Below are 16233 nucleotides of genomic sequence, written 5' to 3'. Positions count from 1 at the left end.
GCTACGGCACCGCGAGGTCAGGCGGGGACCGTCACCTCGCCCGCGGCCGCCCTGGCCGCGATGTCCGTGCGGTGGTGCGACCCGGGCAGCGAGATGAGGTCGACGCCTGCGTACGCGGCGCGGCGGGCCTCAGCCAGGCCCTCGCCCAGCGCCGTGACCGACAGGACGCGGCCCCCCGAGCTGAGCAGGGCGCCGTCGTCGGACAGCGCGGTGCCCGCGTGCAGCACGTGGACGCCCGCGAGGGCGCCGGCCGCCTCGGTACCGGTGATCACGTCGCCGTTGCGGACCGCGCCGGGGTAGCCGTGCGAGGCGACGACGACGGTGACGGCCGACTCGTCGCGCCAGCGGAGCGGCTCGAGCGCGGCGAGCTCGCCGCGGGCCGCCGCGAGCAGCACCGAGGAGAGGGGCGTCACGAGACGGGCGAGGACCGACTGTGTCTCCGGGTCGCCGAAGCGGGCGTTGAACTCGACCACCCGCGTGCCGCGCGACGTCAGGGCGAGGCCCACGTACAGGACGCCCACGAAGGGCGTGCCGCGGCGGGCCATCTCGTCGACCGTGGGCTGCGCGATGCGGGTCACGACCTCCTCGACGAGGCCGGCGGGCGCCCAGGGCAGCGGGCTGTAGGCACCCATGCCTCCGGTGTTGGGGCCCTCGTCCGCGTCGAAGACGCGCTTGAAGTCCTGGGCGGGGGCGAGCGGAACCACCGACGAGCCGTCGCACACGCAGAAGAGGGAGACCTCCGGGCCGTCCAGGTACTCCTCGACCACGACGACCGGGTCCTCGCCGCCCGGGCGAGGGCTGGCGAAGCACGCCTGCGCGTGGTCGAGAGCGGCCTGCCGGTCGGACGTCACGACGACGCCCTTCCCCGCGGCCAGGCCGTCGTCCTTGACCACGTAGGGCGGGCCGAACGCGTCGATCGCCGCCGCCACCTGGTCCACGTCGGTGCAGACGTGAGCCATCGCTGTGGGCACGCCCGCCGAGGCCATGACCTCCTTGGCGAACGCCTTGGAGCCCTCGAGCCGCGCGGCCTCGGCCGACGGGCCGAACACCGGGACGCCCGCCTCGCGCACCGCGTCCCCCACACCGGCGACCAGGGGAGCCTCGGGCCCGATGACGACGAGGTCCGCGCCGACCTCCACGGCCAGCGCCGCCACGGCCGCGCCGTCCAGCGCGTCGACGGCGTGCAGCGTCGCCTCTGCGGCGATGCCGGGGTTCCCGGGCGCGGCGTGGAGCTGGTGCTCCTCGCGGCCGGCCGCGGTCTCCGCGGCCAGGGTGTGGACGATGGCGTGCTCACGGGCACCGGAGCCGACGACGAGGATCTTCACGGCGACAGTCTCTCCCAGGAGGCTCAGCGAGGGTGGATCAGGTCGTGGATCGGGATGATCTGGTCGCGGGCGGGGCCCACGCCGATCGCCGAGATCCGCGTGCCGGACATCTCCTCCAGCGCACGCACGTACCGCTGCGCGTTGACGGGCAGCTCCTCGAACGTGCGAGCGTGCGAGATGTCCTCCCACCAGCCGTCGAACTGCTCGTAGATCGGCTTCGCGTGGTGGAACGCCGTCTGGTCCGTCGGCATCTCGTCGTGGCGGACGCCGTCGACGTCGTACGCCACGCAGACCGGGACCTTCTCCATGCCGGTGAGGATGTCCAGCTTGGTGAGCACCAGGTCCGTGAGGCCGTTGATGCGGGCCGCGTAGCGTGCGATCACCGCGTCGTACCAGCCGCAGCGGCGCGGGCGGCCGGTGGTGACGCCGTACTCGCCGCCCGACTTGCGGAGGAACTCGCCCTTGTCGTCGAAGAGCTCCGTCGGGAACGGGCCCTCGCCCACGCGGGTGGTGTACGCCTTGATGACGCCGATCACGGAGTCCACGCGCGTGGGCCCGATGCCCGAACCCGTCACCGCACCGCCGGCGGTGGCGCTCGACGACGTGACGAACGGGTACGTGCCGTGGTCGATGTCGAGCATCGTGGCCTGGCCGGCCTCGAACAGGACCGTCCGGCCCGCGTCCAGGGCCTTGTTCAGCTCCACCGACGTGTCGGCCACCATGGGGCGCACGCGGTCCGCGTACTTGAGGAGCTCCTCGACCGTCTCGTCCACGGTGATGGCTCGGCGGTTGTAGATCTTCACGAGGAGGTGGTTCTTCTGGTCGAGGGCGCCCTCGACCTTGGCGCGCAGGATCTTCTCGTCGAAGAGGTCCCACATGCGGATGCCGACGCGGTTGATCTTGTCGGCGTACGCCGGCCCGATCCCGCGGCCCGTGGTCCCGATGCGCCGCTTCCCCAGGAAGCGCTCGGTCACCTTGTCGACCGTGCGGTGGTACGGCGCGATGATGTGCGCGCTGCCGGACACCAGCAGGCGCGACGTGTCGACGCCGCGGGCGCTGATCGCGTCCAGCTCCTGGAACAGGACCTCGAGGTCGACGACCACACCGTTGCCGATCACCGGGATCACCCCCGGCGACAGGATGCCCGACGGCAGCAGGTGCAGCGCGTACTTCTCGTTCCCGATCACGACGGTGTGGCCGGCGTTGTTGCCGCCGTTGAACTTGACCACATAGTCGACCCGGGAGCCGAGCAGGTCCGTCGCCTTCCCCTTGCCCTCATCGCCCCACTGGGCACCGACGAGCACCACGCCTGGCATGGATTCCCACCTTCTCGGTTTGCTGAGCCGTTGTGGGAGGCGTCTGTCCGCCGTCCCGGGCCGACCCGAGTTTACCCGGGTGACATCTTGTGGGCGCCGCGCCCCGCTGGGAGGGGGTCAGCGCGCGAGCGCGGCGACCTCGTCGGCGGACGTGCCGGAGTCCACGAGGAACTGCGTGCACCGCTCGTGCTCCGCGGTCTCGCCGACGAGCCGGGCCGCCTCGGCGAGCGCGAGCAGCGCCCGGAGGAAGCCCTGGTTCGGCACGTGGGACGCCGGGACGGGGCCACGACCGCGCCAGCCGGCCCCGCGGAGAGCGTCGAGACCGCGGTGGTAGCCGACCCGGGCGTACGCGTACGCCTCGATGTAGGCGCCGACGCCGCCACCGGCCGCAGCCTCCCCAGCACTGTTGCCCGCACCGAGCGCGCGCTCCGCGAGGACCGCCCACGCGAGCGACGCCGCCGGGGCGTCCGCGGCGACGGCCGCCGGGTCCTCCCCCGCCGCGAGCCGGGCCCGGACCTGCGGGAACGCATCGGGCAACAGTGTCGGCGCGGGCGCTGCCGCGGATCCGGCCAGCAGGTTCTCGTGGGTGCTCATACGGGCATTCTGACAGTCCCCGGCCGTCCCGGCGCCCGGGCTCCGGGACGCGACGGGCAACAGTCCTACCGGGCCGAGGCAACGAATTCACCACTTTGCATCGAGAGTGGGCGATTTTTGCCGCTCGCCCGGTGCGAATGCGCAACAGTCGATACGCTCGCCTCATGATCGAGATCGCGACGTCTCCCACGACGACGACGCTCGTCATCGCCGGCGACCTCGATCTCGCCGAACGCGACCAGTTCCCCGAGATCGCAGCGCGCGTCGTGGGCCTCCGCCGGCAGCTGCTCGTCATCGACATGTGCCGGGTCACCTTCATGGACTCCACGGGCGCGGCGTTCCTCATCTCGCTCGCCGACTCCGGGCGCAAGCGCGGCGGGGCCACGGTGCTGCGCGGGGCGGACGAGCGTGACCTCTTCGTCCTCGAGGTGTGCGGCGCGCTCGAGATGTTCCGCGTCGACGCGGACCACAGGTGCGAGCCGGCCACCCCCGCGTCGGGTTTTCACGTCATCTCCGCCCGTGGGTCGGCGGACGACGACGAGGAGGACAGAAGAGGCGCCTCGTCCGCCTGAGAAAACGATTTACACCGGTGCAGGTGGGAGCGCTACCGTTCGGGTAGCGCGCCGTGGGTCCGGTCAGGTGGCGCGCTGCGGCTGCTGCCGCAGCTTGGCCCACACGAGCTTGCCGGAGCCCGCCGGGCGCCAGCCCCACTCGGCGAGCCGCTCGACGATCTGCATGCCGAACCCGCCGAGCCGGTTCGGGTGACCGTCGGTCGACACGGGCGGCGCCGGGTTCGAGTCCTCGACCTCGATGCGCAGGCCGTCCCCGGTGTCGAAGAGCCGCAGCGAGATGTGGCCCCAGCCGTGCAGCACCCCGTTCGCCACCAGCTCCGACACCACGAGCTCGGCGGCGGCCGACTCGGCGATGCCCCAGGCCTGGCAGGTGCGCAGCACGGCGTGCCGCGCACGGCCGATCGACGACGGCTCGCTCGGCAGGAGCCACCGGCGCCACCGCGGTGACAGGGCCGGCTCGCGGGCGTCGCCCACCGGGTCGGGGATCCGGACCACGACGATCGCCACGTCGTCCTCGGGCGCGTCGGCGAGGCGCGACAGCAGCTCCTCGCCCACCCCGGCGGCGTCGCGCGCCGTGATGGCCGACGCGGTGTCGAGCAGGACCTCCAGCCCGAGCCGCAGGGACCGGTCCCGGCGCTCGATGAGCCCGTCGGTGTAGAAGAGGAGCGTGTCGCCGGGCTGCAGCCCGTGCTCACCGGTGGAGCGCTCGCGCGAGCCGAAGCCGATGAGGGCACCCCCGCCGTCGTCCAGCCGGATGATCTCGCCGTCGCGCAGCAGGAGCGGCGGGAGGTGGCCGGCCCGCGAGTACTGGATGGTCCAGCGACCTTCCTCCTCCTCGCGCCGCAGCGCGGCGTACACCATGCTCGCGGACCGCGGGATGCCCATCCCGGCCACGAGCTGGTCCACACGCTGCAGCACCTCGCCGGGCCGGGAGAGCTCGAACGCGTACGAACGCACCACCGAGCGCAGCTGGCCCATGGTGGCGGCGGCCTCGACGTCGTGCCCCACCACGTCGCCGATGACGATGCCCACGAGCTCCGGGGCGATCTGCAGCACGTCGTACCAGTCGCCGCCCACCTGGGCGTGCTCGGCGTTGGGGGCGTAGTAGGTCCAGACGTCGAGGCCCGCGACGTCCGCCTGCTCCGGGAGCATCGCGCGCTGGAGGGTCTCGGCGAGCCGGTGCTCGCGCGCGTACATCCGGGCGTTGTCGATCGCCGAGCCGGCCCGGCGCGCGACGACCTCCACGACCGAGCGCACCGCCTCGGGCTCGTCCGTGCCGTCGGCGAACATCAGGTCGTCAGCGGTGGGCTCGTGCGGCCAGACGACGAGGACGCCCAGCACCTGCCGGCGCCCGGCGACCCCGTGGACCACGACGGACTGCGGCAGCTCCCCGGTCTCCTCCGCGACGCGGCGCGACAGGTCGCGCTGCAGCCAGCCGGACGCGGAGTAGGGCGCGTGCGCGATGTCGAGGTGCAGCGTCACCGGGCCGTCCAGGACGCCGTCCAGCACGTCCTGCACCGAGTCCACGACCTCGAGGAGCGGGGCGGGCGAGCCGCCCACCACGTCGCCGAGCGCGTCCGTGACGACGCGGCGCTGGCGATGGGCGTGCTGCGCCGGGTCGTCGCCGGGGATGTAGCGGGCGTGCCGCCGCCCCCGGCCGCTCGGCGGAGAGCCGACGTCGATGCCCTCGGCGTGCATGAGCCCGTCGTCGTTCACGTAGAACCCGGCCCAGCGGACCATGGTGCCGAGCAGCTCGCCGATGTCGCGCAACGCGTACGGGTACTCGAGGTCGGTGAGGATCTCGGTGGTCTGGGCGATCAGGTCGAGGTCCTCGCGCTGCTGCCGCTCCAGCTCGAGCGACGCGAGCTGGGTGGCGTGCTGCTCCATGTGGCCGGACACGTCGACGCTGAAGCCGATCCAGTGCGTCACCTTGTCGTCGTGCCCCGCACGCGCCGGCGTGAGCGTCAGCTGCGCCCAGCCGAACCGCCCGCCGCGCAGCGGGCTGCGGATGGTCGCCGCGGCCTCCTGCCCGGACGCGACCACCTCCGTGAGCCGGTCGAGGTCGTCCGGCTCGACGAGCAGCTCGGCGAGCTTGCGCACGCTCTCGCCCGCGAGGTCGGCGAACCGGATGCCCGAGTAGTGCTCGAAGGCGGCGTTGGCCCACAGCATGGGCATCGAGTCCTCGTACGGACCCGTGACGAAGACCGGGATCCCGAGGGTGGACGCGGCTCGCAGGAGGATGTCGCCCACCGAGGGCGGCGTGGCTCGCGGGCTCTGGACATGATGGGTGGAGGGTGTGAGACCGTTGATATCGGTCATACTTTCCTCCAGCCTCTATGCGTTCAGCGTGCCCTGTATCCCAGCAGGTCATTCAACCGTAGATTGGGACAGTCCGAGACACGAACGCGCACGCAATATCATCGGACCGCTCGACCTCGCCCAGGCGCTCTCGGAAGGAGAACCGTGCAGGACGGACCGAACGACGCACCACGCGGGCCGCAGACAGCGACCCCGCAGGAGGTCGCGGCGCACCAGAGCTACCCGGAGATCGGCGATCCCGCCAGCGTGCACGTCATCGTGGGGCGCTCGCGCGCCCGCATCGTGCTGTCTGGGGAGATCGACGCAGACATCGGCGCAGACCTCCACGAGGCCACGGCCGCGGCGGAGGAGTCCCGCCTCCCCGTGGAGATCGACGCCCACCACGTGACCTTCATGGACTCCTCGGGGGTCGCCTTCCTGGCGCGGCTCGCCAGCCGCAGCCCGCACCCGGTGCGGGTGCTGCGCGCGCCGCCCACCGTCCGGTTCCTGCTCGAGGTGACGCGTATCGGCGACCTCCTCGAGATCGTGGACGAGGACCCCGGCTTCGACCTCGACGAGGACGGCCCGCACGCGGCACCGGCCCTCGCGCCGGTCCCGGGCGACGACACGGCCTGAGGCCGGCCGACGACGAGACGGGGCCACCTTCGCTGCGGAAGGTGACCCCGTCTCGTCGTCGGGCAGAGGGCCTGGTCAGGCCATCTTGTTGCCGGCCGAGCGCAGCTGCTGGCAGGCCTCGACGATGCGCGAGGCCATGCCGGCCTCGGCGAGCTTGCCCCAGGCGCGCGGGTCGTAGGCCTTCTTGTTGCCGACCTCGCCGTCGATCTTCAGGACGCCGTCGTAGTTGGTGAACATGTGGCTCACCACGGGACGCGTGAACGCGTACTGCGTGTCGGTGTCGATGTTCATCTTGATGACGCCGTTGTCGACCGCCTCGCCGATCTCCTCGGCCGTGGAGCCCGAGCCACCGTGGAACACGAGGTCGAACGGGTTCTCCTTGCCGATCTGGCCGCCGACGATCTTCTGGATCTCGGCGAGGATCGACGGGCGGAGCTTGACGGCGCCCGGCTTGTACACGCCGTGGACGTTGCCGAACGTGAGGGCCGTCAGGTAGCGGCCCTTCTCGCCGGCGCCCAGGGCCTTGATCGTGGCCAGGCCGTCCTCGGGCGTGGTGTACAGCTTGTCGTTGATCTCGGCCATGTGGCCGTCCTCCTCGCCACCCACGACGCCCACCTCGATCTCGAGGATGGTGCGTGCGGCCTGCGAGAGCTCGAGGAGCTCCGCGGCGATCACGAGGTTCTCGTCCAGCGGGATGTCCGAGCCGTCGAACATGTGCGACTGGAACGTGGGGTTCTTGCCGGCCTTGACCTGCTCGGCCTCGAGGGCGAGCAGCGGGCGCACCCAGGAGTCCAGGTTGGACTTGGTGCAGTGGTCCGTGTGGATGGCGATGTTCACGCCGTAGCCCTTGGCGACCTCGGTCGCGTAGGCAGCCAGGGCGAGGGAGCCCGCGACACGGTCCTTGATCGTGGACCCCGACGCGTACTCCGCGCCGCCCACGGAGACCTGGATGATGCCGTCCGACTCCGCCTCTGCGAAGCCCTGGAGGGCGGCGGTGACCGTCTGCGACGAGGTGATGTTCACCGCCGGGTAGGCGAACTTGCCGGCCTTCGCCCGGTCGATCATCTCGGCGTAGACCTCAGGGGTTGCGATGGGCATCTGCGGAACTCCAAATGAAAGGTGACGGTGGGCGGCCGTTCTCTCGGAGGTCCGGGTCCGCCCGGGTATGCACCAACGATCTTGCCACGTCCTTGAGGCGCTCGTTGCGACGGATCGAGGCGCGGACGGATGGTTCTGGGGGTTATGCGTGCTGCGTCGCCCAGGTGTGCATCGCGATCGCCGCGGCCGCGCCCGCGTTGATCGAACGCGTCGATCCGTGCTGCGTGATGTGGAGCACGACGTCGCACGCCGCCTGCGCCTCGGGGGTGAGGCCCGTCGACTCCTGGCCGAAGAGCAGCACGCAGCGCTCCGGCAGCCGGTACCCCTCGATCGCCACCGAGCCCGGCACGTTGTCGATGCCGACCACGGGCAGCCGCCCGCCGTCCGGGCCCGCCGCCGCGGCCCACGCCGCGAGGTCGGCGGCCGAGGCGTGGTGGTGCACGTGCAGGTAGCGGTCGGTCACCATCGCGCCGCGCCGGTTCCAGCGACGGCGGCCCACGACGTGGACACCCGCGACGTTGAACGCGTTGGCGGTGCGTACCACGGAGCCGATGTTCAGGTCGTGGGCCCAGTTCTCGATCGCGACGTGCACCGGGTACCGGCGAGTGTCCAGCTCGGCCACGATCGCCTCGACGGTCCAGTACCGGAAGCGGTCGGCGACGTTGCGCCGGTCCCCGTGCTCCAGGAGCTGCGGGTCGTACCGGGGATCGTCCGGCCAGGCACCTTCCCAGGGGCCGACGCCGACCTCCGGCACCGAGGGATCGTCAGGCTGCGCGCTGCCCACGTGCTTCCCACACCATCGCCGTGAGCACGACGCCTGCGCCGGCGAGGGCGAGCAGGATCGGTCCGAGGACCGAGCCGGTGGGCGCCAGCAGCTCGTTGGCCTCGCTCTGCCACGGCCACAGCGCCCGCAGCGAGCCGACCATCAGCCCGGCGAGGACGGCCATGGTGACCTGGCGGCGGTTGTGCAGGAGCCACTGCAGCAGCTTCACGAACGACCCGAGGCCGACGACGGCCCCGAGCGCGAACACGGCGACGAACCCCAGGTCGCGGTCGTCGATCGCGTGCTGCACCGGGATGTACAGGCCCATGGCCAGCAGCACGAAGGAGCCGGAGACGCCGGGCAGCACGAGCGCGTTGATCGCGACGGCCGCCCCGAGGAACACGTACCAGAGCGACGGGTCGCTCACCTCGGCCTCCGGCAGGCTCGTCAGCAGGAAGCCCACCACGGCGCCCCCGGCGAGCAGCAGTCCGTCGACAGCGCGGAAGCGTTCCGGCATGAGCCGCAGCGGGACCGCGATGCTGACGGCGATCATGCCGAAGAACACCGACCGTGTGGGGACGGGGTTCGACTCGAGGAGGGGCGCGATGAGCTTCAGGGAGAGCAGCAGCACCACCGCCATGCCCACGAGCACGGGCACCAGGAGCGGCCAGTTGACCTGGCGCAGCGTGCGCAGACCCTCCGCCGGCCCCTGCTTGCGGACGACGCCCGCCACGAGCTGGCGGCCGGCGTGGACCACCTGGCTCGCCGCGTCGATCAGGTCGTCGTACAGGCCGACCACGAGCGCGATCGTCCCGCCGGAGATGCCCGGGACGGACTCAGCGGCGCCGACGAGCCCACCCCGCAGGGCGTTGACAGGGGCCGAGGCCCAGGACGTGCGGCGGTCGGCGGTGGACGCGACGTGGCGCGGGTTGGGGCCGGGGGTGCTCTGCTGGGTCGTCACGCGGGGAAGCCTAGCGGTCGGGCCCCGCCGATCAGCAGCGCGCTGCCCCGGTGACGCGTACGGAGGGTGAGACGGCAGCACCGGGCGAGCGCCCGGCGTCGGACACTAGGCTGAGGCGCAGGGCGACCGCACTGCCCTGCCGCAGCGAGAGAGGCGTCACCGTGCCCGAGCGTGTCATCGAGTCCTGGCTCACCGACATGGACGGCGTCCTGGTCCACGAGGGCACTGCCCTCCCCGGCGCGTCGGAGTTCGTCAAGGCGCTGCGGGAGAAGGACCGGCCGTTCCTGATCCTCACGAACAACTCGATCTTCACGGCGCGCGACCTGCGCGCCCGGCTCGCGACGAGCGGGATCGACGTGCCGGAAGAGTCGATCTGGACGTCGGCGCTGGCCACGGCGCAGTTCCTCAAGGACCAGATCCCCGGCGGCAGCGCGTACCCCATCGGCGAGGCGGGCCTGACGACGGCGCTGTACGAGGCGGGCTACACGCTGACCGAGTCGGACCCGGACTACGTGGTGCTGGGCGAGACCCGCACCTACTCGTTCGAGGCCATCACCAAGGCGATCCGGCTGATCCTGGGCGGCTCCCGCTTCATCTGCACCAACCCGGACACCACCGGCCCCTCGAAGGAGGGACCGCTCCCCGCCACCGGCTCCGTGGCCGCGATGATCACGGCGGCCACGGGCCGCAAGCCCTACTTCGTGGGCAAGCCCAACCCGATGATGTTCCGCTCCGCGCTCAACCGGATCGACGCGCATTCCGAGGTCACCGCCATGATCGGCGACCGGATGGACACGGACGTGGTGGCGGGCATCGAGGCCGGGCTACAGACGTTCCTCGTGCTGACGGGCTCCACCCGGGCGGGCGACGTCGAGAAGTACCCGTTCCGCCCGAGCCACGTGGTGGACTCGATCGCGGACCTCGTGGACCTGGTCTGAGGCCAGAGCGCAGCGCAGGGTGAGGACCGAGGAACGAGGTGCTCGCCCGTAGCGGAGTGCCGGCCTCAGACCAGAGACGACCTGGTCTGAGGCCTCGCCCGCGTCGGGCGGCGTCCGGACTCAGATCGTCGGGATGCCGAAGCCCGGGATGCTGCCGCCGCTCTCGAAGCGGGGGGCGCCCTTCTCCAGCGGCAGCACGATGCGAGCGACGTCGGCGACCCGCTGCGTGCGCTCCGCCAGGGAGGTCGGGTCGGTGCGGCCGTACTTCCAGAGGAGCACCGACGGGCCCTCGACGCGGAGCCGCGCGCCGTGGAAGTCGGGCAGCATCACGAGGCTGGTGAGGCGGGCGTCGAGGGCCCGCCGGGCGAACACCTCGTCCGACGCGCGGACGCGCCACTGGCCGTCGAACGCGGGGTTGTCGATCTGGACGTCCTGCCCGCCGAAGAGCTTGGAGACCTTGTCCCGGAACCCCTCGGGCGAGAGCTCGAGGACGGGCTGGCCGGGGAGGGCGTCGATCGCGACGACGTGCACCTGGCCGATCCGGCCGACGCGCCGGGCCTCGCCGGACCGCGACGCGGGCCGCCAGGAGTAGGTGAACGACACCATCGGGTAGCCGTCGACACCGCCGCGCAGCACGTCGCTGACCGCGCCGCCGGTCCCGCGCGCGAACGGGTCGCCCGTCCAGCGGCCCATCAGGGCCGGATCCGTGGCGGAGTGCGCCCAGCCGTTGTCCTCGGCCCAGCGCTCGATGTCCTGGCCGCGTCGGTTGCCGCGCAGCCGGCCGGCGAGGTACCAGCCGCCCGCGACGAGCAGAAGGACCAGGACGAAGAAGACAAAAGGCTCCATGCCAGTAAAGGTACAGTCACGTCAAGCCAAAGTCTGCACCTCTTTGTGATATGACACGGGTGATGCGCGTGGCGGCTGGGAACACGCCGCCCCTGCGCCGTCTACTCGCCGAGACCCAGGTCCTCGAGGTCGAACAGGAAGTGGTACGGGACCCCCAGGGCCTCGATCTTCTCGCGCGCGCCGGTCGCGCGGTCGACGATCGTCGCCACCCCCACGACGTCGCCACCGGCCGCCCGGACCGCCTCGACGGCAGCGATCGGCGAGCCGCCCGTCGTGGACGTGTCCTCGACGACGACGACGCGCCGGCCCTTGACGTCGGGTCCCTCGATCTGGCGCTGCATGCCGTGCGCCTTGGCCGCCTTGCGGACCACGAACGCGTCGAGGTCCTGCCCGCGCGAGGCCGCCGCGTGCAGCAGCGCCGCCGCGATCGGGTCCGCGCCGAGCGTCAGGCCGCCCACGGCGTCGACCTCCGCCGTTCCCAGGCCGACCTCCTCGAGGTGGTCGAGCAGGACGTGGCCCACGAGCGGCGCCGCGCGGTGGTGCAGCGTGATGCGGCGCAGGTCGATGTAGTAGTCGGCCTCCAGGCCGGAGGACAGGGTCACCCTGCCGTGCACCACCGCGAGCTCCTTGATGAGCTCGAGGAGCTGCTCGCGCGGGGTCGGGGAGAAGTCGGAAGTCACGGCGTCCAGGGTACGCGGCGGTCTGCCAGAGTTCTCCCGTGACCATCATGGACAACGCCGTGTACGTCGACGGACGGCGCACCGCCAACCCGGTCAGCCTCGAGGAGACGTGCGAGACGGCGCGTGAGCGGGGCGGCCTCGCCTGGGTGGACCTGTACTGGCCGGAGCCGGGCGAGATCCATGCCGTCGCGGAGGAGTTCTCCCTGCACCGCCTCGCGGTCGAGGACGCCGTCAACGCGCACCAGCGCTCCAAGATCGAGCAGTACGACGACGTCCTGTTCGTCGTGCTGCACCCGGCCCGGCTCGTCCGGGAGGGGCCAGGCCCTGCGGTCGCCGAGTTCGGCGAGGTGCACGCCTTCGTGGGCCCCGACTTCGTGGTCACGATCCGGCGAGCCCAGACCCCGGACCTCACGGCGATGCGCACGCAGCTGGAGGGCGACCCGGAGCTGCTCCGGCACGGCCCTGCGGCGATCCTCACGACGCTGCTCGACCAGGTGGTCAACACGTACCGCGCCGTCATCGCCGACCTGCGGTCGGACATCGACGAGATCGAGGACAAGCTGTTCTCGCGCGACCCGGAGGTGTCGCTCCGGATCTACGACGCGTCGCGCGAGGTGCTCGCCCTGCAGCGTGCCACCCACCCCGTCGTCGACATCCTGCGGATGCTGCACGACGCCGGGGACGGCGACGACCCGCGGCACGACGGCCGCTACGTGGAGCTCCAGCGCAACCTGCGCAACGTGCTGGACCACGCGCTGCGCCACAAGGAGGCCGCCGACTCCTTCCGCTCGCTGCTCGCCAACGCGCTGAACGTGCACACCACCCTGGTGACCCAGGAGCAGAACGAGGAGATGCGCCGCATGTCGGAGCAGGGCCTCCAGCAGGACGAGCAGGTCAAGAAGATCTCGGCGTGGGCGGCGATCCTCTTCGCCCCGACGATGGTCGGCACCATCTACGGCATGAACTTCACGCACATGCCGGAGATCGACTGGGTGTTCGGCTACCCGCTGGCACTGGGCGCGATGGTCGCGGCCGGCGGCGTGTTCTGGGGCATCTTCAAGCGCGTCGGCTGGCTCTGACGGCGGTGCCCGCACGGCCCGCCCCGGCCAGCAGGGCGTCCCGGACGGGCTGCGACGGCCCGGCGAGGGCCAGCCGCATCATCAGCGCGGAGCCGCGCTGCAGCCCCTGGGTGCGACGCCGGCGCTCCCTGTCGTACGCGGCGAGCGCCTCGCCGACCGGGCGCTCGCCGAGGAGCCGGCCGAGCGCCACCGCGTCGAGCAGGGACTCGCACGCGCCCCGGCCGAGGTTGGGGTACATGGCGTGGGCCGCGTCGCCCACGAGGACGGTCCGGCCGCGGACGTAGGTGTGCAGGGAGGGCGTGGTCCAGATGCGCTGCGCGAGGGTGGTGCCCACCTCGGCGGCCGCGAGGACGCGCGTGACGGCCGGTGCCGTGCTGGTGGCGTGCCGCGCGCGGGTCTCGGCGAGCGCCTCGGCCACGTCGACCCCCCGCGGGCCGAGATCGCTGCGGAACGACGTGTACCAGTTGGTCCCGGCACGGTGAGGACCGGTCCCGAACAGCAGGCCACGGCCCCAGTACTCGCCCATGAGGTCCGCCGGGAGCCGGTCCGGGACCACCCCGCGCACGGCGAGGCAGGACGTGAGCCGCGCGGTGGCTCGCGGCGGGTCGACGGCGGCCCGGACGACGGAGTGGACGCCGTCGGCCCCCACCACGACCGCGCCCTCGGGGACCGCGGGGAACCGGTCGACGCGACCCGTGACCCGCTGGACCTGCGGCGGCACCGCTGCGTCGAGCGCGCCGAGCAGGTCGCCGCGGGCGACGAGGAGCGCTGCGTCGGCGGGCGCGGTGACCCACCGTGCGCCCGTGACGGAGCCGATCCCCAGGGTGGTGGCACGCGGGTGGTCACGCAGCGGGTCGAGCGCGCCGATCGCGTCGAGCGCACGCTGCGCCTCGGGCCACATCGCGAGCGTGGTGCCGACCGCGGGGAGCTCGGGCCGCTGCTCGTGCAGGGTGACCTCGAACCGCTCGGGGTCGAGTGCGGCGGCGAGGGCGAGGCCTGCGATGCCGCCGCCGACGATCGTGACGGGTTGCATGCCCACCACGCTACTACGTCTGTAGTGGCGTGTCACTACAGACGTAGTGCCGCCTAGGATGAGCCCATGCCCGACCGCCGCCCCGAGCTCCTGGACGCCGCGATCACGATCGTGGCCGACCACGGGCTCAAGGTGCTCACGCACCGCGCGGTCGACAGGGCCGCGGGCGCCCCGCTGGGTACCACGTCGAACTACTGGCGCACACGCACAGCGCTCGTCACCGCCATCCTGGACCGGCTCGAGGAGCGGGACCTGGCGACCTGGGCCACCGGGCACGACGCCGCCCCGCCGTCGTCCCCCGCCGAGCTCGCGGCGCTCCTCGCCACCGCGGTGGCCGCCCTGGCCGGGCCTCACCGCACGCTCTCCCGCGCCCGGCTGATCCTGTCGCTCGACCAGCCCCACGCGGTCGCCGCTGCGCACGCCCGGTTCGTCGGCATCGCCGAGTCGCTGCTGCGCGTGGTGGGGGCCGACGACGCCACCGCTCGGGCACGCCGGCTCGCCGACCACTGCGACGGGTCGCTCCTCCATGCCCTCACCGTCCGCCAGGACGAGGCGCTGGACGTCGGCGAGCTGTCGGCGGCGCTCGAGGCGCTCATCACGGCGCCCGCGTGATCTAGCGGTACTTGCCGATCGTCCGGACCGCCCAGCGGGGCAGCACGCGCAGGGCCGCGGACGCGGCCTTGTAGCGCACCGACGGCGTGGAGATGACGACGCCGCGACGCACGTCTGTCAGCGCGTCGGCCACCACGTCGGTCGCGTTGAGCCAGGCCCACGCCGGGATCGTCGACTCGGTGATCCCCGCACGGGCGTGGAACTCCGTGTGGACGAAGCCCGGGCACAGCACCGTCGCCGTGACCCCCGTGCCACGCAGCTCGACCGCGAGGCCCTCCGTGAAGGACCGCACGTACGCCTTCGCCGCGGCGTACGTGCCGCCCGCGGTGAGCGCCGCGACGGACGCCACGTTGAGGACCGCGCCGCGGCCCCGTTGGGTCATCTGGCCCAGCGCCGCGTGCGACAGCTGGACCACGGCGCGGACCATGACGTCCACGCCGCGCAGCTCGGTGCTGAGGCGGCCCTCGACGAACGACGCGCTCGTGGCGAAGCCCGCGTTGTTGACGAGCAGGCCGACGGGACGCAGCCCGTTGTCCTCCGGCCTGCCGCCCACGACGGCGAGGCGACGGGCGACCCGCGCGACGTCGTCGGGCACCGACAGGTCGGCCCGGAGGACCTCCACGTCGACGCCCGCGGCGGCCCGGAGCTGCTGGGCGACCTCGTCGAGACGGTCCTCGTCGCGCGCGACGAGGACCAGGTGGTGCCGGGCGGTGGCCAGCTGCCACGCGAACTCCAGCCCGAGCCCGGCCGTTGCGCCGGTGATGAGTGCAGTCCCCATGAGGGCAGCCTAGATCCTGCTCGCTGCCTGCTGGCGCACGAACTGCACGATGCGCCGGGCACGGAAAGTCAGGGCGTAGCCGATCGCCGTCACGTGACCCACGATGCGCATCGTCTCGTTGACCGCTCCCTCGAGCGCCGTGTCCTCGTCGTCGACCACCCCGTCCCGTGCGGAGCGCAGGGCGAGCACGCGGGCGCGCTGCTCGGGGCCGAGGGAACCCAGGAGGCCGGGCACCGTGTGCAGCGACTGGTGGAAGACGCCGAAGTGGTCCAGGACCTGGTCGGCGATGTCCTCCGGGTCCTGGAACTTGCCGGCGATGATGACCACCGCCGGGAGGTGCGGCCGGCGCGCGAACGCCGCGAGCACCGCGCCCGCCCCGGCGGACGCGCCCACGAGCGCCACCCGCTCGCCCCGCGCCTCGAACTGGTCGACGAACCGGTCGAGGGCGTCGAGCCGGTCCTCGAAGGAGACGTCGGCGGACCACCGGACCCGGAACATCGCCGTACGGACGCCGAGCGGGCGCCAGGCCCGCACCGCCTCACGCTGCAGGTGCACGAGCCAGCCCAGGCGGTCGCCCAGCCCCGGCACGAAGACGACGCGGAGCGGGGCGCGGGCGGCCGGAGCGGCACGGCGGTTCGGGTTCATGAGGGGGGAAATGTACCGCGCGGGCCGGGCGCTCCGGGTCGTGCGGGACCGGGCCCCAG

Annotated in this window: 17 protein-coding genes; 5 read left to right on the top strand and 12 right to left on the bottom strand. The window is 72.6% G+C overall.

Annotated features, from left to right (window positions below):
* Window positions 1–17: 17 nt before the first annotated feature.
* From purD to D1350_RS00605, 3 genes are all read right to left on the bottom strand, one after another.
* A complete protein-coding gene (gene purD, locus D1350_RS00615; RefSeq protein WP_125772862.1) occupies window positions 18–1325 on the bottom strand; it encodes a phosphoribosylamine--glycine ligase in 1308 nt (435 codons plus the stop codon).
* 23 nt (window positions 1326–1348) lie between these two features.
* Window positions 1349–2641, bottom strand: a complete 1293-nt coding sequence (locus tag D1350_RS00610) for an adenylosuccinate synthase (RefSeq protein WP_125772860.1) — start codon at window positions 2639–2641, stop codon at window positions 1349–1351.
* A gap of 117 nt (window positions 2642–2758) precedes the next feature.
* On the bottom strand, window positions 2759–3235 hold the full coding sequence (locus D1350_RS00605) for a DUF3151 family protein (protein WP_125772858.1): 477 nt from the start codon (window positions 3233–3235) through the stop codon (window positions 2759–2761).
* 164 nt (window positions 3236–3399) lie between these two features.
* Here D1350_RS00605 and D1350_RS00600 point away from each other — a divergent pair, with 164 nt between their 5' ends.
* Window positions 3400–3807 (top strand): STAS domain-containing protein, encoded by a 408-nt coding sequence (locus tag D1350_RS00600; RefSeq protein WP_125772856.1) that lies wholly within the window; start codon window positions 3400–3402, stop codon window positions 3805–3807.
* Between the two features lie 63 nt (window positions 3808–3870).
* Here D1350_RS00600 and D1350_RS00595 read toward each other — a convergent pair whose 3' ends face one another.
* Window positions 3871–6126 (bottom strand): SpoIIE family protein phosphatase, encoded by a 2256-nt coding sequence (locus D1350_RS00595; protein ID WP_125772854.1) that lies wholly within the window; start codon window positions 6124–6126, stop codon window positions 3871–3873.
* Window positions 6127–6354: 228 nt separating this feature from the next.
* Here D1350_RS00595 and D1350_RS00590 point away from each other — a divergent pair, with 228 nt between their 5' ends.
* Window positions 6355–6741 (top strand): STAS domain-containing protein, encoded by a 387-nt coding sequence (locus D1350_RS00590; RefSeq protein WP_240643844.1) that lies wholly within the window; start codon window positions 6355–6357, stop codon window positions 6739–6741.
* Between the two features lie 75 nt (window positions 6742–6816).
* Here D1350_RS00590 and fbaA read toward each other — a convergent pair whose 3' ends face one another.
* The 3 genes from fbaA to D1350_RS00575 all read right to left on the bottom strand — a co-directional run bounded on the left by fbaA (window position 6817) and on the right by D1350_RS00575 (window position 9563).
* A complete protein-coding gene (gene fbaA, locus D1350_RS00585) occupies window positions 6817–7839 on the bottom strand; it encodes a class II fructose-bisphosphate aldolase (protein WP_125772852.1) in 1023 nt (340 codons plus the stop codon).
* Window positions 7840–7981: 142 nt separating this feature from the next.
* A complete protein-coding gene (locus D1350_RS00580) occupies window positions 7982–8593 on the bottom strand; it encodes a TrmH family RNA methyltransferase (RefSeq protein ID WP_240643791.1) in 612 nt (203 codons plus the stop codon).
* 10 nt (window positions 8594–8603) lie between these two features.
* Window positions 8604–9563 (bottom strand): DUF368 domain-containing protein, encoded by a 960-nt coding sequence (locus D1350_RS00575; RefSeq protein ID WP_125772848.1) that lies wholly within the window; start codon window positions 9561–9563, stop codon window positions 8604–8606.
* A gap of 197 nt (window positions 9564–9760) precedes the next feature.
* Here D1350_RS00575 and D1350_RS00570 point away from each other — a divergent pair, with 197 nt between their 5' ends.
* The gene (locus D1350_RS00570) at window positions 9761–10501 is read left to right on the top strand and encodes an HAD-IIA family hydrolase (RefSeq protein WP_125773885.1); all 741 of its coding nucleotides are present in this window, start codon (window positions 9761–9763) and stop codon (window positions 10499–10501) included.
* A 120-nt stretch (window positions 10502–10621) separates the two neighbouring features.
* Here the strand turns inward: D1350_RS00570 and D1350_RS00565 are convergent, their stop codons facing one another.
* Together D1350_RS00565 and pyrE are read right to left on the bottom strand one after the other, a co-directional pair.
* Window positions 10622–11347 carry a type III secretion system chaperone family protein gene (locus D1350_RS00565; protein WP_125772845.1) on the bottom strand — a complete coding sequence of 242 codons (726 nt, stop codon included), beginning with the start codon at window positions 11345–11347 and terminating at the stop codon, window positions 10622–10624.
* A gap of 101 nt (window positions 11348–11448) precedes the next feature.
* Window positions 11449–12027: an orotate phosphoribosyltransferase gene (pyrE, locus tag D1350_RS00560; protein WP_125772843.1), complete on the bottom strand. Its 579-nt coding sequence runs from the start codon at window positions 12025–12027 to the stop codon at window positions 11449–11451.
* Between the two features lie 38 nt (window positions 12028–12065).
* On the opposite strand from pyrE, the gene D1350_RS00555 reads away from it, so the two are divergent.
* Window positions 12066–13106 carry a magnesium and cobalt transport protein CorA gene (locus D1350_RS00555; protein WP_125772842.1) on the top strand — a complete coding sequence of 347 codons (1041 nt, stop codon included), beginning with the start codon at window positions 12066–12068 and terminating at the stop codon, window positions 13104–13106.
* Here D1350_RS00555 and D1350_RS00550 read toward each other — a convergent pair.
* Window positions 13084–14139: an FAD-dependent oxidoreductase gene (locus tag D1350_RS00550; protein WP_206074372.1), complete on the bottom strand. Its 1056-nt coding sequence runs from the start codon at window positions 14137–14139 to the stop codon at window positions 13084–13086. The two genes, D1350_RS00555 and D1350_RS00550, sit on opposite strands and share 23 nt — an antisense overlap.
* 66 nt (window positions 14140–14205) lie before the next feature.
* Here D1350_RS00550 and D1350_RS00545 point away from each other — a divergent pair, with 66 nt between their 5' ends.
* A complete protein-coding gene (locus tag D1350_RS00545) occupies window positions 14206–14751 on the top strand; it encodes a TetR/AcrR family transcriptional regulator (RefSeq protein WP_125772840.1) in 546 nt (181 codons plus the stop codon).
* 1 nt (window position 14752) lies between these two features.
* Here the strand turns inward: D1350_RS00545 and D1350_RS00540 are convergent, their stop codons facing one another.
* Both D1350_RS00540 and D1350_RS00535 read right to left on the bottom strand, forming a co-directional pair.
* On the bottom strand, window positions 14753–15529 hold the full coding sequence (locus D1350_RS00540) for an SDR family NAD(P)-dependent oxidoreductase (RefSeq protein ID WP_125772838.1): 777 nt from the start codon (window positions 15527–15529) through the stop codon (window positions 14753–14755).
* A 9-nt stretch (window positions 15530–15538) separates the two neighbouring features.
* Window positions 15539–16174 (bottom strand): alpha/beta fold hydrolase, encoded by a 636-nt coding sequence (locus D1350_RS00535; protein WP_125772836.1) that lies wholly within the window; start codon window positions 16172–16174, stop codon window positions 15539–15541.
* Window positions 16175–16233 lie beyond the last annotated feature (59 nt).

This window comes from Antribacter gilvus (assembly GCF_003946865.1).
GTDB lineage: Bacteria > Actinomycetota > Actinomycetes > Actinomycetales > Cellulomonadaceae > Antribacter > Antribacter gilvus.
Note: the sequence above shows the minus strand (reverse complement) of the source record. Positions and strands in the feature narration are given on the sequence as shown.

Bases quoted from the DNA above. Each gene is read 5' to 3' on its own strand.
- D1350_RS00610 (WP_125772860.1), bottom strand. From the start codon at position 2,641: ATGCCAGGCGTGGTGCTCGTCGGTGCCCAGTGGGGCGATGAGGGCAAG.
- D1350_RS00605 (WP_125772858.1), bottom strand. From the start codon at position 3,235: ATGAGCACCCACGAGAACCTGCTGGCCGGATCCGCGGCAGCGCCCGCG.
- D1350_RS00600 (WP_125772856.1), top strand. From the start codon at position 3,400: ATGATCGAGATCGCGACGTCTCCCACGACGACGACGCTCGTCATCGCC.
- D1350_RS00595 (WP_125772854.1), bottom strand. From the start codon at position 6,126: ATGACCGATATCAACGGTCTCACACCCTCCACCCATCATGTCCAGAGC.
- fbaA (WP_125772852.1), bottom strand. From the start codon at position 7,839: ATGCCCATCGCAACCCCTGAGGTCTACGCCGAGATGATCGACCGGGCG.
- D1350_RS00570 (WP_125773885.1), top strand. From the start codon at position 9,761: ATGGACGGCGTCCTGGTCCACGAGGGCACTGCCCTCCCCGGCGCGTCG.
- D1350_RS00565 (WP_125772845.1), bottom strand. From the start codon at position 11,347: ATGGAGCCTTTTGTCTTCTTCGTCCTGGTCCTTCTGCTCGTCGCGGGC.
- D1350_RS00550 (WP_206074372.1), bottom strand. From the start codon at position 14,139: ATGCAACCCGTCACGATCGTCGGCGGCGGCATCGCAGGCCTCGCCCTC.
- D1350_RS00545 (WP_125772840.1), top strand. From the start codon at position 14,206: ATGCCCGACCGCCGCCCCGAGCTCCTGGACGCCGCGATCACGATCGTG.
- D1350_RS00540 (WP_125772838.1), bottom strand. From the start codon at position 15,529: ATGGGGACTGCACTCATCACCGGCGCAACGGCCGGGCTCGGGCTGGAG.
- D1350_RS00535 (WP_125772836.1), bottom strand. From the start codon at position 16,174: ATGAACCCGAACCGCCGTGCCGCTCCGGCCGCCCGCGCCCCGCTCCGC.